Here is a 14,722-nt window from a genome sequence, read left to right on the forward strand (position 1 = left end):
ACAGGTTGTCGGTGGCGGCGAGCACCGAAGTCTCGCGACACTCGGCTCAGTCACGAGATACGGAGGACGCGATGGCGCATCGGGAGCTGCTGCATCGACACCGGTCCGTGCTGCCGAAGTGGCTGGCCCTCTACTACGAGGAGCCCATCGAGATCGCCAGCGCGCACGGCCGCCGGGTGACCGATCGCGAGGGCCGCACGTACCTCGACTTCTTCGGCGGCATACTCACCAACTCGATCGGCTACGACGTGGCCGAGATCAGCGACGCGGTCCGCGCGCAGATCGACACCGGCGTGCTGCACTCCTCGACGCTCTACCTGATCGAGTCGCAGGTCGAGCTCGCCGAGAAGATTGCGCAGCGGTCCGGGATCCCGGACGCGAAGGTGTTCTTCACGAACTCGGGTACGGAGGCCAACGAGACCGCGTTGATGCTCGCCACGCAGTACCGCCGCAGCGGGCAGGTGCTCGCGCTGCGCAACTCGTACCACGGGCGCGCGTTCGCCACCGTCGCGATCACCGGCATCCGCGGCTGGTCGGCCAGTGAGCTCAGCCCGATCAGGGTGAGCTGGGTACACGGTGGCTACCGGTACCGCAGCCCCTTCAAGGACCTGTCGGACGCCGACTACGTCAAGGCGTGCGTCGCCGACCTGCGCGAGGTGATCGAGACCGGGACCGCCGGCGACGTGGCGTGCATGATCGTCGAGCCGATCCAGGGCGTGGGCGGGTTCGCCTCCCCGCCCGACGGCCTGTTCCGCGAGTTCAAGAAGGTGCTCGACGAGTACGGCATCCTGCTCGTCTCCGACGAGGTCCAGACCGGTTGGGGCCGTACCGGCGAGCACTTCTGGGGCATCCAGGCGCACGACGTCGTGCCGGACGCGATGACCTTCGCCAAAGGACTCGGCAATGGTCTGGCGATCGGCGGTGTCGTCGCGCGCGCGGAACTCATGGACTGCCTGCAGGCCAACTCGATCTCCACCTTCGGTGGCAACCCGATCTCCACCGCGGGGGCCCTCGCCACCCTCAACTACCTCCTCGACCACGACCTGCAGGCGAACGCCGCGAAGCTGGGAAACCGTCTGATCCATGGCCTCCGCGCGGTCGCCGCGACGCATCCGGTGGTCGGCGACGTACGCGGCAAGGGTCTGATGCTCGCCCTCGAGCTCGTCGGCCCGGCCGGCGAACCCCACCCCGCGGCCGCAACCGCCCTGTTGGAGGAGGCGCGCCGTCGCGGACTGCTCGTCGGCAAGGGCGGCCTGCACGGCAACGTGATCCGGCTGGCGCCGCCGATGACGCTCACCGAGGACGAGGCCGACGAGGCGCTGGTCATCCTCGCCGAGGCGATCGAGGCGGTGCCGGCATGAGGATCACCCACTGGATCGGCGGCAAGGCCTGGACCGGCATCGCCCAGCGCACGGGTGACGTGTACGACCCCGCGACGGGTCAGGTCGGCGGGCAGGTCGACTTCGCCAGCGCCTCGGACGTCGACGAGGCGGTCACCGCCGCCCGCGAAGCCTTCACCCGGTGGCGCCACGCCTCCCTGGCCCAACGGGCGAACGTGATGTTCGCGTTCCGTGAACTGCTCAACGCCCGGAAGTCCGACCTCGCCGAGATCATCACCGCCGAGCACGGCAAGGTGCTCTCCGACGCGGCGGGCGAGATACAGCGTGCGCTGGAGGCGGTGGAGTTCGCCTGCGGGATCCCGCAGTTGCTCAAGGGCGGGTTCAGCGAGAACGCCTCGACCAAGGTGGACGTGTACTCGATCCAGCAGCCGCTCGGCGTGGTCGGGGTGATCTCCCCGTTCAACTTCCCGGCGATGGTGCCGCTGTGGTTCGTGCCCAACGCCATCGCCTGCGGCAACACCGTCGTGCTGAAGCCGAGCGAGAAGGACCCCTCCGCGGCGAACTTCCTGGCGGAGCTCTTCGCCGAGGCCGGGCTACCGGATGGCGTGTTCAACGTGGTGCACGGCGACAAGGAGGCGGTCGACCGGATCCTCGAGCATCCGGAGGTCAAGGCGGTCTCGTTCGTCGGGTCGACGCCGATCGCCCGGTACGTCTACGAGACCGGAACGCGTAACGGCAAGCGGGTGCAGGCGCTCGGCGGCGCGAAGAACCACATGGTCGTGCTGCCCGACGCCGACCTCGACCTCGCCGCGGACGCCGCCGTCTCGGCCGGTTTCGGCTCGGCCGGTGAGCGGTGCATGGCGATCTCCGTCGTCGTGGCGGTGGATCCGGTCGGCGACGAGCTGGTCGGCAAGATCAGCGAGCGGATCGCCGGACTGCATGTCGGCGACGGTCGCCGCCCGGGCTGCGAGATGGGACCGTTGGTCACCGGGGCGCACCGCGACCGGGTGCGGTCATATCTGGACGCCGGCCGGTCCGCGGGCGCGAAGCTGGTGGTCGACGGACGCGGTCATGCGATCGACGGTGACGACGCCGGCTTCTGGCTGGGGCCGACCCTCTTCGACCACGTCGACGTGGACATGTCCATCTACACGGACGAGATCTTCGGTCCGGTGCTCTCGGTGATACGGGTCCCCAGCTACGACGCGGCGGTCGACGTGGTGAACGCCAACCCGTACGGAAACGGCACCGCCATCTTCACCAACGACGGCGGCGCCGCGCGGCGGTACCAGAACGAGATCGAGGTCGGCATGGTCGGCGTCAACGTGGCGATCCCGGTTCCGGTCTCGTACTACTCGTTCGGGGGTTGGAAGGACTCCCTGTTCGGTGACTCGCACGCGTACGGGCCGCACGGCGTGCACTTCTTCACCAGGGCCAAGGTGGTCACCAGCAGGTGGCTCGATCCGTCCCACGGCGGCGTGAACCTCGGCTTCCCACAGAACACCTGATCAGCTCGACAGCCCCGCCGGGCCGCCTACCGGAGGCTCGACGCCGGCGGCGAGTCGGCGAGTTCCGCGATCACCTCGGCGTGACAGCGCTCCGGCACACACCAGCAGCCGAGCCGGCGCCCGCGCAGTTCCGGGAGGAGGGCGAGGAGTTCGGGGCTGTCGAGCAGGTACGCGCGGTACTTCTCGACGACCTCGTCCCGGGTGCCGTCCGGGCCCGGGCGGTACGGGCTGGACAACGGGGAGCGGGGGAGCTGCCAGCCGCCGCGATACATGGCCCGCCCACGTAGACCACGTCGGCGTACGCCGGGTCGTCGCGGTGGCCCTTCAGGTTGACGACTGTGGTTGCCCGCATGGCTCGGCTCCTCGGTTCTTCCCGGCGAAACGGTAGTCGCTGCGATCCGCGCCCGGCCAGCTTGCCGGTAGGCCAGACTGCACGGGTGAGAGTCACCGCGCTCACCATCAGGTGGACCCCGTGGCGGTTCGTGACCGCATTCGGTGTCGTCAGCCTGCTGTCGGACGTGGTGTACGAGGGCGCCCGGTCGGTCATCGGCCCCTATCTGGCCACCTTCGGCGCGTCCGCGACCGTCGTCGGGCTGGTCACCGGCGCCGGCGAGGCGACCGCCCTGGCCGGGCGGCTGGCCACCGGACCCCTCGCGGACCGGACCCGCGCCTACTGGCCGCTCGTCCTCGTCGGCTACGCCGTGACCATGGTCGCCGTGCCCGCTCTCGGGCTGACCACCGCGCTGTGGCTGGCTGCGGCGCTGTTCGTCGCGGAGCGCGCCGGCAAGGCGATCCGTGGCCCGGCGAGGGATGTCATGCTCTCGAACGCCGCCGCGGCGGTCGGCCGCGGCAAGGGCTTCGCCGTCCATGAGGCGCTCGACCAGGCCGGCGGCGTGGCGGGGCCGCTGCTGGTCGCCGCCGTACTGGCCGCCACCGCCCACAACTACCGGCCCGCGTTCCTCGCCCTGGCCGTACCCGCCGTGGCGGCGATGCTCCTGTTGCTGTGGCTGCGCGCCGGCGTGCCCGACCCGCGCCGCTTCGAGCCGGGCCCTCGACCCGGCGCGGCGCCCGCTGCGCCGGGCGGCCGGCTGCCCCGGGTGTTCTGGATCTATCTGGCGTTCACGGCGGCGACCACGGCCGGCTTCGCGACCTTCGGGGTGCTCAGCTTCCACCTCGCCACGCGGCACGTCGTACCGCTGGCGGTGATCCCGGTCGTGTACGCCGCCGCGATGGGCGTCGACGCGCTCGCTGCGCTGGCCTCCGGGTGGCTGTACGACCGGGCCGGCGTCCGGGTGCTGGCTGCGGTGCCCGTGCTGACCGCCCTGATCCCGCTGGCTGCCTTCACCACGGCCCCGGCGATCGCAGTCGCCGGAGTCCTGGCCTGGGGCGCGGTGCTCGGCATCCAGGAATCCACCATGCGGGCGACCATCGCCGACATCGTCCCCGCCGCGCGGCGGGGCACCGCCTACGGCATCTTCGCCGCCGGGTTGGGCGCGGCGACGCTGGTCGGCGGGCTGCTCACCGGCGCCCTCTACGACTACTCGATCACCGCAGTGATCGTCACCGTGGCCGGCATCCAGGCCGTCGCCCTGGCCCTGTTCCTTGCCATCGTTCGACCGGCGACCTGACGCAACCTCCTGTCAGCTCACCTTCGGGGTGGCGCGGGAGATGACCGCGGCGAAGTCGACGCCGGTCGGCAGGGTGCCGTACGCCTGGCCGTGGTCGCCGCCGAGCCGGGACGCGCAGAAGGCGTCGGCGACGGCGGGGTGGCCGTGCCGCACCAGCAGCGAGCCCTGCAGCACCAGGGCGAGCCGCTCGACGACGCGCCGGGCCCGCAGTTCGAGGTCGTCCACATTCGACAGGTCGGCTTGCACCTGGCGGACCGCGGCGTCGAGCCGCGCGTCGGTGCCGGCAGCGACGCTCACCTCGGCCTGGAACGCCTCCATGACCTGGTTCTCCTTGACGAGAGCGCGCAGGACGTCCAGTGCGGCGACGTTGCCGGAGCCCTCCCAGATCGAGTTCAGCGGCGACTCGCGGAACAGCCGCGGCATGCCCGACTCCTCGACGTAGCCGTTGCCGCCCAGGCACTCGAGGGCCTCGGCGGCGTGGGCCGGCCAGCGCTTGCAGACCCAGTACTTGCCGACCGCGAGGGCGAGCCGCTTGAACGCGGTCTCGCCGGCGTCGCCGCGCGCGGATCGGTCGGTCGCTCCGGCGAGGCGCATCATGAGAATGGTGGCGGCCTCGGACTCGACCGCGAGGTCCGCCAACACGTTGCGCATCAGTGGCTGGTCGACGAGGTATCGGCCGAAGGCCTGCCGGTGGGTGACGTGATGGGCGGCGGTGATAACCCCCTGGCGCATCCCGGCCGCCGCGCCGATGACGCAGTCGAGGCGGGTCAGATTGACCATGTCGATGATCGTGCGGACGCCACGCCCCTCGTCGCCGACGCGCCACGCGGCCGCGTGCTCGTATTCGACCTCGGACGAGGCGTTGGAGCGGTTGCCGAGCTTGTCCTTCAGGCGCATCAGGCGCATCGGGTTGCGGGTGCCGTCGGGAAGGACGCGGGGGACCAGGAAGCAGGTGAGCCCGCCCGGCGCCTGGGCGAGGGTGAGGAAGACATCGCACATCGGTGCGGAGGTGAACCACTTGTGCCCGACGAGCCGGTAGGTGCCGTCCGCCGCCGGGTGGGCGGTGGTGGTGTTGGCGCGTACGTCCGAGCCGCCCTGCTTCTCCGTCATCGACATGCCTGCCAGCAGCCCTCGCTTCGTCAGCGGCGAGCGCAGCCCGAAGTCGTACGTCGTGGCGGTGAGCAGCGGCTCGTACTGCGCGGCCAGCTCCGGGTTGTGCCGCAGCGCCGGCACGGCCGCGTAGGTCATCGAGATCGGGCAGCCGTGGCCGGCGTCGGGGCGCCACGTGTAGAACTTGGCGGCCCGGGCCACGTGTGCCCCCGGTCGGTCGTCCGCCCACGGCGCGGCGTGCAGGCCGTGCGTGACCGCGGTGCGCATCAGCTCGTGCCAGGCGGGGTGGAACTCGACCTCGTCGATCCGATGGCCGGCGCGGTCGTGGGTGCGCAGGGTCGGCGGATGCTCGTTGGCCAGTCGCCCGTACTCGATGGCCTGCTCGCTGCCGCCCAGCCGGCCGAGCTCGTGCAGCTCGGCGGCGGCCCAGCCGGCGCCCTCCCGCTCGAGCCCGTCGAGCAGTGCCGGGTCGTCCGCCGCATCGTAGCCAGCTAGCGGTGGAACCTGGTTGAACACCTCGTGCGTCGTCACGGCGAGACTCCCAGCGAGCGGTGGATGAAGGCGATCAGGGCGGGGATGGTGTCCGGGCCGGCGACCCCGGCAGCCAGCGGACCGACCATGGCTTCGGCCAGGGCGCCGACCAGCGCGGTCGCGGTCAGGTCGGGGTTCTGTGGGGGCAGTTCACCGTTCGCCACACCGGCCGCGACGTGGCCGGCGATCAGTTCGGCGTACGCCCGACGGAAGACGAGCCGCTCGGCGTCGACCGCCGGGTCGACCGGCTCGGCGAGCAGGGCGTACGCCAACCGCGGGGACTGCAGCGCCCGCCCGGCGAACGTCTCCACGACGGCGGACATCTGCTCGGCGGCGGTGGCCTCCAGCGCCGCGGCGCGCGCGACCGCGTCGACCTCACGCTGCGAGGCCGTGCGGAACACCTCGGCGAACAGGTCGGCCTTGGTCGGGAAGTGGCGGTAGACGCTGCCCGTCGCCAGGCCCGCCCGCTCGGCGACGGCGGCGACGGAGCAGCCGGCATACCCGTGCTCGGCCATGATTCCCAGGGCCGCGGCGATGATCCGCTCCCGGGACGCGTTCAGCCGAGCCTTCACGCGGTCGGTGCTCCGGTAGGCCACGCAAGGATTGAACCATCATTCAATCCTTGGCGGCAAGGTGGTGTGTCTTCTACATCAAGTGACGGGTATGCATAGTCAGCCGCGAGCGGGGGTAGAAGGACGTCACCGCATTGCAGCGGGTCAGGGGCGGCCTGCCCCGAGGGGTTTCACGCGTCGATCCGCGCCGGCTGGTACCCCGGCCCTCGGCGGATGCCGCTGAGGTGCCGCCTGACCCGTCGGCGGTGCGAGATGACCCCATCATCGCATTCCAAGGAAGGCGGCCGACCATGTCGTTCCAGAATGGATCCGTTCGTCGATCGCAGTCGCTGGCCGGTTCCCGCACGTGGCGCGGACGTGTCGTCCGCCGGGCCGGGTGATCGCCATGCCCACTGTGTCCGTGCCCCGGCCGGCGCGCACCGCCCTGTCCGTGCCTCGCGGTTACGTGGAGTACCTGCAGGCCAAGCTGCTGGAGGCCGAAGCCAGCCTGACCGCCATGAGCGAGAAGTACGACCGGACGAAGGCCCGCTTCGATCGCTGCTACGCCCGCCACGGCATCACCCCCGAGGAAGACATCGTCAACTACATCAACGCGAAGGGGATGAACCCGGAGCTGAAGTTCTGGTACGCCAAGGTCGAGCACTTCCAGCGGGAGGTGACCGCCTACGGGGCGGCGCTGACCGGACTCGACGCCGCGCGCCGGATGCTCGGCGACGACGGTTACCGCGTCCCCGAGCACGGGCGCGCGCGCAACAACAGGCGTGCCTTGAACCGCGCCGGCTGACGACCGGCGCTCCGCTCTTCGAGGGCGAATGAGCGTGCCCGCACGACTGGCGCTGACTCGGACCGGACCGGGTGACCACACCGACATCCGCACTGTCAGGCATGTCCGGCCAGACCGTGCACGCCGACGAGCCGGGGGACAGCGACGCGGCCCAGTTCGGTGCCGGTGCCGGGATCGTGCCAGCTCACGCCATCGTTCTGGCCCACGTAGAGGCGTCTGCCGTCGCGGCTCAGCACGAGGCCGGAAACGGGTTCGCGGACCCGCCAGTCAGCCGCGCGGCCGGGGAGCGTGAGATCCATCGTCCGTACCACCGTGCCGGCGCCGATGAAGAGGCGGTCGCTGTCGGCGGCGGCGTGTGCCGTCCCGACCCCCCTGGGCTGCGTGTCTGTCCGGCGTACGCGCAGCTCCTCGGTGTCGATCTCGGCGACGGTGCCCGACGTGACGTCGGCGACGAAGAGCCGACCGCCGTCGGGGCTGATCGTCATGGCGTGGCCGATCGCGGCCGCCGCACCGAACGGATGTGGCAGGTCGACGCAGTACGCCCATCGCTCGCTGAGGTGCAGCGTGTGGACGAACGCGTGCACGTTGCCCGGCCGCCCGCTGACGAGGTCGCGGGTGTGCTGGTGCTCGGGCTGGTGGGTGTAGAGCGTGTAGAGGGTGGTGCGATCCGGCGAGAGCACGGCCTGGCGTCCGTCGCCGCGCATCTCCTCCTCGGCGCCGGGCGGCACCGGCGCCTTGGCACGGGTGTGCAGCGGACCGGGTGTCCCGGTGGCGAGATCGACGACGCGGACCCGGTAGCGGTCCGGCGCCGTCGCCGGGAGCCACTCGAGGACGAAGAGCCCGGCAAGATCCGCGGTGAACGTCTCCGGTACGAAGTTGCCCCGCAACTCCAGCCGGCGTCGGACGCCGGTGGCGTCGGCGATCAGCACGGGCGTCACGTCCCGCCCCTCCGGGCGCCCCACACTCACCTCGTTCGACGTGAGCGCCACCATGCCGTTGGTCGAGACGGCCTGCGGCACCCAGCGTCCGGGCAGCTTGACCTGAGTGGAGGTGCCGCCCGTGGCGGTGTCGACCCGCCACAGGGCGGTGTCGGCGCCCTCGGGTGCGGTCGCGTAGATCGCCCGCCCGTCGGCGGTGGCGAGAGAACGCGGGAACGTCCGCCGGTCCGCACCACGCAGTAGGCCGAGCCCGTCGTCGACCTTGACGAGCAGTGGGTCGGGAATCGTGACGGCACGGGCCTGACTCGGGTGCCGAGCTCGATCGCAGCCGACCAACGCCGCGGTGCCCGCACCGGCGAGCACGGTCAGCAGTGTGCGACGCGAGATCCTTGTCGTTGTCAGCATGCTCCGGTGACACCGCCACACCCGCCGAGGTTCCACCTCCGTCCCTGGAACCCATCCGGTGCGGGCGGTGTCATGAGTGTGATCCAACTGGAGGTTTCCACTGGACGACGAGGAGCTCGTCACCGGCGCTCGGGCAGGTGACCTGGGGGCGTACGACCTCCTGGTCGCCCGGCACACCGCGTCCGCCTACCGGACGGCGGTGCTGCTCGGCGCGGGCTCGGACGCGGAGGACGTCATCCAGGAGGCGTTCGTGAAGGCGTACCGCAAGCTGTCCCGCTATCGGGGAGAGTCGTCCTTTCGCGCCTGGCTGCTCGCGATCGTCGCCAACGAGACCCGCAACCTGCACCGCTCACGCAGCCGGCGGGACGGACTCGTCCTGCGGGCCGCGGCGGCGAACCCGGAGTCGCAGATCGCCGAGGACGGCGCGGTGGGCGGCGTCCTCGCCGCCGAGCGCCGGGCCACGCTGGTGCGGGCCCTGCGGCTGCTGCCGGTGAAGGACCGTGAGGTGATCGTGTGCCGGTTCCTCCTTGATCTCAGCGAGGAGGAGACCGTGACGATGCTGGGCTGGCCCAGAGGCACGGTGAAGTCGCGGACGTCCCGAGCGCTGGCGAAGCTCCGCGCCCTGCTCGACCGCGAGGAGGTGCGTCATGGATGACCTCGAACACCAGTTGCGTGACCTCGCCGAGTGGCTGGACACACCCGCCGCGCCCGACGTGGCCGACCGCGTACGCGCCCGACTGGCCGCGCCCGCGCGGAGGCGACGCCGGTGGCGCTACTACCTCGCCGTGGCGCTCGTCGCCCTGCTCGTCGCGGTGCTGCCGCCGGGGCGGGCCGCCCTCGCCGACGCCGTGGCGGGGCTGCTGCGCTTCTCCGGAATCATCATCGACACGTCGTCGGCGCCGATCTCGCCCACCGGCAGTCCGTCGCCGCTGCCGTCGCAGCGGCCCGCCTCCCTCCACGAGGCGCAGGGGAAGCTCCGCTTCCCGATCCGCCTGCCGACGAAGCTGGGTCCGCCCGAGCGGGTGCTGGTCGCCGACGCCGACGGCACCGGCTCCTACCGGGTGGTCACCCTGCTCTACCGCGGGGGCGTGCTGCGCGTCGATGCCTTCGACGGTCGCCTCGATCCGGTCTTCCAGAAGCAGGCCGCCGGGCCGGGAGTGGACTGGGTCCAGGTCGACGGGGGCTTCGCGGTCTGGATCGGCGGCCCACACCCGCTGGCCTACGTGGATCGTGCGGGCACGGTCCGCGTGGAGAGCGCGCGGCTCGCCGCCTCGACCCTGATCTGGGAGGAGGCCGGCGTGAGCTACCGGCTCGAAGGCGACCTGACCAAGGGCGAGGCGATCGAGATCGCCAACTCGCTGAACTGAGCGAGGGGCGGCGGTGACAGTCGAGCCGGCTGATCGGGTGGGGAACCCCGAGGGCCCGAGCGGTGTCCTGAATGGTGCCAGGCACGAACGGGTCAGCGGGTACGACGGAGGGCGCGAGATGGGTTCCTGGGGCAGGGTGTTGCTGGGGTCGGCAGTCCTGCTGGCGGCCTGCACGACCACGGGGCGGTCCGCCACGCCGGTCGGCGCTCCGGCCACCACGGCCCCGGCGAATCCTCCAGCGAGCGCCGCGCCGGGCTGCGGCTCACGGGTCGAGACGGGTGTCCTGCCGGACTGGGCGGACGCCGGGTTCAGTGGGGAGGCCCGGATCCCGCACGTCTTCGGCGCGAAGGGCGAAATCGTCGCGGTGCTGTTCGGTCACCCGCTGGCGCTGGGCCGGGACGAGGGGCCCACCAACAAGATTCTCTGGGTCGCCAAGCCTGCGGCGACGTCGCCCGACCCAGCGTCGCCCGCCACCCTGGCGATCACCGCGACGCTGGACGGAACCGACACGCGGGTGACCCGGGAGGTCGCCGGCGGCCCCGGCCCGTCGATCATCGACCTGCCACGGGCCGGTTGCTGGCACCTCGACCTCCACTGGTCGGGACACACCGACACCATGGACCTCGTCTACGCCGAAGGCTAGCGTGATGCCCAGCACCGTTGTCGAGAGCCTACGGCGGTAATCGATGATGCTGGCGATTCGTGGGCCTCGGACGCCCGGAGTTCGGCTACTCGAGGTCGACCGGCCGGTCGACCAGGGCGGCCAGCCGCTTCGGCGCCAGGACGCAGTAGCTTTCCGTGAGCAGTTCGGCGACCTCGTCCCAGTCGACCCGCTCGTCGAGCACCATGCCGACGACGTCGGCGCCCCAGTCCGGCTTGAAGAACGGGTGGCCGACGGCGATCAGCCCGGCGATCTCGTCGCCGGGCGACCGGAACGTCAGCACGCAGATCGGCTGGTCGGTCGCGGCAGCTCGGGCGTAGGCCGCCTGGTGGTCGGGGTCGACCGTGAGCACATGGGCGAACGTGCGCTTGCGGATCCGCCAGCGCGTGCCCACCCACGCCGGCTCCTCGTAGGTCTCCGGCAGCCCTAGGCAGACGGGCCGGAGCCGGTCGAGGATCTCGGGTGGGACGTCGCCAGGGCCAGTCATGTGCGCGACGCTAGCCGGCCCCTCCGACAGGCCGGAGACGGCGATTCGTCGTAGCCGGGGAGTACGACTGACGACAGACCGATGATTTTCGGCTCGGTGGACGGTCTACCCAAGGGACACGAGTGGGAAGGATGAGGATATGAGCGGCGTACGAGTGCTGGTGGGCACGCGCAAGGGCGCGTTCACGTTGACGTCGGACGGCAGGCGCGGCGACTGGACGGTCGACGGACCCCACTTCGGCGGCTGGGAGATCTACCACCTGAACGGGTCGCCGGTCGACCCGGACCGGCTCTACGCGTCCCAGTCCGGCGGCTGGTTCGGGCAGCTGATCCAGCGCTCCGACGACGGCGGCAGGACCTGGAACCCGGTCGGCAACGACTTCGCCTACTCCGGCGAGGTCGGTGAGCACCTGTGGTACGACGGCACCCCGCGCCCGTGGGAGTTCAAGCGCATCTGGCACCTCGAGCCGTCCCGCCACGACCCCGACACCGTGTACGCCGGTGCGGAGGACGCCGCCCTCTACGTCTCCACCGACGGCGGTCTGAAGTGGCAGGAGCTCACCGCCCTCCGTACCCACCCGACCGGGCCGACCTGGCAGCCCGGTGCCGGCGGCATGTGCCTGCACACGATCATCCTGGACCCGGCGAACAAGGACCGGATCTACGTCGCCATCTCGGCGGCGGGCGCGTTCCGCAGCGACGACGCCGGCGCCAGTTGGCTGCCGATCAACAAGGGTCTGCGTTCCGGGGAGATCCCCGACCAGGACGCCGAGGTCGGCCACTGCGTGCACCACATCACCCAGCACCCGACCCGGCCGGACACCCTGTTCATGCAGAAGCACTGGGACGTCATGCGCAGCGACGACGCAGGTGCGAACTGGCGCGAGATCAGCGGAAACCTGCCGTCGGACTTCGGGTTCCCGATCGCGGTGCACGCGCACGAGCCGGAGACGATCTACGTCGTGCCGATCAAGAGCGACTCCGAGCACTTCCCGCCGGAGGGCAAGCTGCGCGTCTACCGCAGCCGCACCGGTGGCAACGACTGGGAGCCGTTGACCAGGGGACTGCCGCAGTCCGACTGCTACGTCAACGTGTACCGCGACGCGATGGCGGTCGACACGCTCGACCCGTGCGGGATCTACTTCGGCACCACCGGTGGTCAGGTCTACCACTCGGCGGACGGCGGCGACAGCTGGGCGCCGATCGTACGGGACCTGCCGGCCGTGCTCTCCGTGGAAGCCCAGGTGCTGCCGTGATCCGGGTTGTCCTCCCGGCCCACCTGAAGAACCTGGCTCACGTCACCGGCGAGGTACGTCTCGAGGTGCCCGGTCCGGGTGCCGGCCGGGTCACCCAGCGCCTGGTGTTGGACACCCTCGAGGCGCGATACCCCATGCTCCTCGGCACCATCCGCGACCGCCACAGTGGCAAGCGCCGCGCGTTCGTCCGCTTCTACGCCTGCGAGGAGGACCTCTCCAACGACTCGCCCGACGCGCCACTGCCGGAGCGGGTCGTCGCCGGCGAGGAACCGTTCATCATCCTCGGCGCGATGGCCGGGGGTTAGCCCGCACCGCGGCGACGGCGGGTTCGCGGACATCCGGCTGCCGGGCCGGCTCGCCCGTTCCTCGCCGGTGGTTTCGGGTACCCGGGGCGGATGGCGGAGCTGCTCGAGGACGGCGACATCTACTTCCTCTACCGTCCCCGGGTCGAGGAGGAGCACGTCGACTCCCTGGACGAGGTGCAGCGGCTGCTGGTGGTGATGCACCCGTGGCGGGGGCGGCACCTGCGGCTGCTGGTGGTGGGGCGTAAACGCCTGCCCGATATTGAGAAGCACGACCGCTTCTGGGCGTTCGTCGACGCGGTGGTGGACCGGCCGGAGCAGCTGCACGAGGCGCTGCAGGCGCGCACCTACCGGACGAGGACCCGTGGCGAGCGGGAGCAGCAGCCGGCCCGCCCCGTGGCGGAGGGCGCGTACGTGATCGCCCGGCACGACGACCACACCCATCTCGCGTACGAACTCGAACTTCCGCTGCGGCTCGGCGAGGCGCAGCACGAGCTGAGCATCGAGCCGGAGCCGAGCTACATCGTCACGGTGAAGAACCCGCAGGCACCCTCCCCGCCCGGGGTGGGCCTCCGCGGCTCCCGGAAGGTCACGCTGCCCGCTGCGCTGCAGAAGAAGTTCCACGGTCGCCGCTTCGCCCCGCTCGACCCGCCCGGCTTCCTCGATCACCCCGGGACCGAACTCGTGCTCATCGGCGCCGCCCACGACGCGTCCGAGGAGCTGGAGATCGACCTGGACGCGGAGGTCGAGCGCGCGGCCCGGAGCACCATCTTCGGGGATCTGCGGATCGGCCGCCGGGAGCGTCCGGTCGCTCCGCTGTTCACCGGCGAGTGGGCCTGAGCCCGACGTCAGCGGTCCGGGCTGTCCGCCGGCGCCATCACCCGCAACGCGTTCGCGTCCACCCCGACCCGGATCGGCGTCGTACCGCACAACTCGCCGTCCACCTCGACCCGCGCCGGCCGGTCGGTCTCCAGCCACAGCTCGCCCACCGCGAGGAAGGGCTCGTCGCGCAGCGTCCGCCGGTGCCCGGTGGCGGCGTTGCGGACGGTGGCGCGGATCAGCCCCCGCCGCGTCGCCCCGCCGACCGGGTACGCCACCAGCAGCCGGTCGTCGGCGTCGGCGTCCGCGGTGATCGGTCGGCCGGCGTGGAAGCCGCCGTTGGCCACGTAGAGCTGGTGGGTGACGAGTTCGTGCGTGGTGTCGCCGGCGCGGACGGTGGCGCGCAGTGGCCGGTGCCGGCCGAGCAACGCCAGAGCGGTCAGCGGGTACGCGAGCCGACCGGAGACCCGCTTCAGGCGCGGCGGCGTCCGAAGCATGATGTCGGCGGAGAGGCCCACGCCGACGTGGTTGGTGAACCGCCTTTCGCCGGCGATTCCCAGGTCGACGTCGATGACCTTGCCCTGGGTGAGGACCGCGATGGCGTCGTCCAGGTCCAGCGGAACGCTGACGGTGCGGGCGAAGTTGTTGGTGGTGCCCAGCGGTAGCAGGCCGAGCGCGATGTCCCGGTGGGCGAGCAACCGCCCGGCGGTGCTGAGCGTACCGTCGCCGCCGCCCACGACCAGGACGTCCGGCTTCAGGTCGGCGGCCGCGGCGACGCTCTCCTCCAGTTGCCCGGGCCGGTCGGTCCGGTACGTGCCGAGCAGGTCGAAGCCGGCGGCGACCAACCTGGCCCGGGCCCGCTCGCATTGTTCCCGGCCGCGGCGGGAGCCCGCGTTGATGACCAGCGCCGCCCTCCGGTCCCGCCGGATGGCCGCGGTCAGCTCCTGCTTCGTCCGCATGAACCCCGACCCTATATCCCGCCGGACGGTCGTCCGCTCGCATCGGGAGGGAGGCT

The 14,722-nt window shown here is 71.5% G+C and carries 16 protein-coding genes; 10 read left to right on the top strand and 6 right to left on the bottom strand.

Translation table 11 applies throughout. The features are described from left to right. Positions 1-71 precede the first annotated feature (71 nt). Positions 72-1,361 carry an aspartate aminotransferase family protein gene (locus ACTMS9_RS21980; RefSeq protein WP_441165865.1) on the top strand — a complete coding sequence of 430 codons (1,290 nt, stop codon included), beginning with the start codon at positions 72-74 and terminating at the stop codon, positions 1,359-1,361. After that, positions 1,358-2,848 carry a CoA-acylating methylmalonate-semialdehyde dehydrogenase gene (locus tag ACTMS9_RS21985; RefSeq protein WP_441165866.1) on the top strand — a complete coding sequence of 497 codons (1,491 nt, stop codon included), beginning with the start codon at positions 1,358-1,360 and terminating at the stop codon, positions 2,846-2,848. Before ACTMS9_RS21980 ends, ACTMS9_RS21985 begins: the two co-directional genes overlap by 4 nt. A gap of 26 nt (positions 2,849-2,874) precedes the next feature. On the opposite strand, the gene ACTMS9_RS21990 is transcribed toward ACTMS9_RS21985, so the two are convergent. Further along, the gene (locus ACTMS9_RS21990) at positions 2,875-3,120 is read right to left on the bottom strand and encodes a DUF4326 domain-containing protein (RefSeq protein WP_441165867.1); all 246 of its coding nucleotides are present in this window, start codon (positions 3,118-3,120) and stop codon (positions 2,875-2,877) included. 165 nt (positions 3,121-3,285) lie between these two features. Here ACTMS9_RS21990 and ACTMS9_RS21995 point away from each other — a divergent pair, with 165 nt between their 5' ends. Then, positions 3,286-4,476: an MFS transporter gene (locus ACTMS9_RS21995; RefSeq protein WP_441165868.1), complete on the top strand. Its 1,191-nt coding sequence runs from the start codon at positions 3,286-3,288 to the stop codon at positions 4,474-4,476. 12 nt (positions 4,477-4,488) lie between these two features. On the opposite strand, the gene ACTMS9_RS22000 is transcribed toward ACTMS9_RS21995, so the two are convergent. Both ACTMS9_RS22000 and ACTMS9_RS22005 read right to left on the bottom strand, forming a co-directional pair. Further along, positions 4,489-6,117 (bottom strand): isovaleryl-CoA dehydrogenase, encoded by a 1,629-nt coding sequence (locus tag ACTMS9_RS22000; protein ID WP_441165869.1) that lies wholly within the window; start codon positions 6,115-6,117, stop codon positions 4,489-4,491. After that, the gene (locus ACTMS9_RS22005) at positions 6,114-6,689 is read right to left on the bottom strand and encodes a TetR/AcrR family transcriptional regulator (RefSeq protein ID WP_441165870.1); all 576 of its coding nucleotides are present in this window, start codon (positions 6,687-6,689) and stop codon (positions 6,114-6,116) included. Before ACTMS9_RS22005 ends, ACTMS9_RS22000 begins: the two co-directional genes overlap by 4 nt. Positions 6,690-7,134: 445 nt before the next feature. On the opposite strand from ACTMS9_RS22005, the gene ACTMS9_RS22010 reads away from it, so the two are divergent. Then, on the top strand, positions 7,135-7,473 hold the full coding sequence (locus ACTMS9_RS22010; RefSeq protein WP_441165871.1) for a hypothetical protein: 339 nt from the start codon (positions 7,135-7,137) through the stop codon (positions 7,471-7,473). Between the two features lie 95 nt (positions 7,474-7,568). Here the strand turns inward: ACTMS9_RS22010 and ACTMS9_RS22015 are convergent, their stop codons facing one another. Beyond that, positions 7,569-8,774 carry a YncE family protein gene (locus tag ACTMS9_RS22015; RefSeq protein ID WP_441165872.1) on the bottom strand — a complete coding sequence of 402 codons (1,206 nt, stop codon included), beginning with the start codon at positions 8,772-8,774 and terminating at the stop codon, positions 7,569-7,571. A 241-nt stretch (positions 8,775-9,015) separates the two neighbouring features. On the opposite strand from ACTMS9_RS22015, the gene ACTMS9_RS22020 reads away from it, so the two are divergent. From ACTMS9_RS22020 to ACTMS9_RS22030, 3 genes are all read left to right on the top strand, one after another. Beyond that, positions 9,016-9,471, top strand: coding sequence for an RNA polymerase sigma factor (locus ACTMS9_RS22020; protein ID WP_441148483.1), 456 nt, complete (start codon positions 9,016-9,018; stop codon positions 9,469-9,471). Next, positions 9,464-10,183, top strand: coding sequence for a hypothetical protein (locus tag ACTMS9_RS22025; protein ID WP_441148482.1), 720 nt, complete (start codon positions 9,464-9,466; stop codon positions 10,181-10,183). Before ACTMS9_RS22020 ends, ACTMS9_RS22025 begins: the two co-directional genes overlap by 8 nt. 118 nt (positions 10,184-10,301) lie before the next feature. Next, entirely contained in the window at positions 10,302-10,826 is a 525-nt protein-coding gene (locus ACTMS9_RS22030) for a hypothetical protein (RefSeq protein ID WP_441148481.1), read from the top strand. An 85-nt stretch (positions 10,827-10,911) separates the two neighbouring features. Here the strand turns inward: ACTMS9_RS22030 and ACTMS9_RS22035 are convergent, their stop codons facing one another. Beyond that, on the bottom strand, positions 10,912-11,331 hold the full coding sequence (locus ACTMS9_RS22035; protein WP_441148480.1) for an MmcQ/YjbR family DNA-binding protein: 420 nt from the start codon (positions 11,329-11,331) through the stop codon (positions 10,912-10,914). Between the two features lie 139 nt (positions 11,332-11,470). Between ACTMS9_RS22035 and ACTMS9_RS22040 the strand changes: the two genes are divergently transcribed. The 3 genes from ACTMS9_RS22040 to ACTMS9_RS22050 all read left to right on the top strand — a co-directional run bounded on the left by ACTMS9_RS22040 (position 11,471) and on the right by ACTMS9_RS22050 (position 13,728). Next, a complete protein-coding gene (locus ACTMS9_RS22040; RefSeq protein WP_441165873.1) occupies positions 11,471-12,586 on the top strand; it encodes a WD40/YVTN/BNR-like repeat-containing protein in 1,116 nt (371 codons plus the stop codon). Further along, complete coding sequence (locus tag ACTMS9_RS22045; protein ID WP_154936716.1) at positions 12,583-12,891, top strand: MoaD/ThiS family protein; 309 nt, start codon at positions 12,583-12,585, stop codon at positions 12,889-12,891. Before ACTMS9_RS22040 ends, ACTMS9_RS22045 begins: the two co-directional genes overlap by 4 nt. A 90-nt stretch (positions 12,892-12,981) precedes the next feature. Beyond that, positions 12,982-13,728, top strand: coding sequence for a hypothetical protein (locus ACTMS9_RS22050; protein ID WP_441148478.1), 747 nt, complete (start codon positions 12,982-12,984; stop codon positions 13,726-13,728). A gap of 8 nt (positions 13,729-13,736) precedes the next feature. Here the strand turns inward: ACTMS9_RS22050 and ACTMS9_RS22055 are convergent, their stop codons facing one another. Continuing rightward, positions 13,737-14,666 carry a diacylglycerol/lipid kinase family protein gene (locus ACTMS9_RS22055; RefSeq protein ID WP_441165874.1) on the bottom strand — a complete coding sequence of 310 codons (930 nt, stop codon included), beginning with the start codon at positions 14,664-14,666 and terminating at the stop codon, positions 13,737-13,739. Positions 14,667-14,722: the final 56 nt, after the last annotated feature.

The sequence above is a fragment of the Micromonospora sp. L31 genome (assembly GCF_052068075.1).
Lineage (GTDB): Bacteria > Actinomycetota > Actinomycetes > Mycobacteriales > Micromonosporaceae > Micromonospora > Micromonospora purpureochromogenes.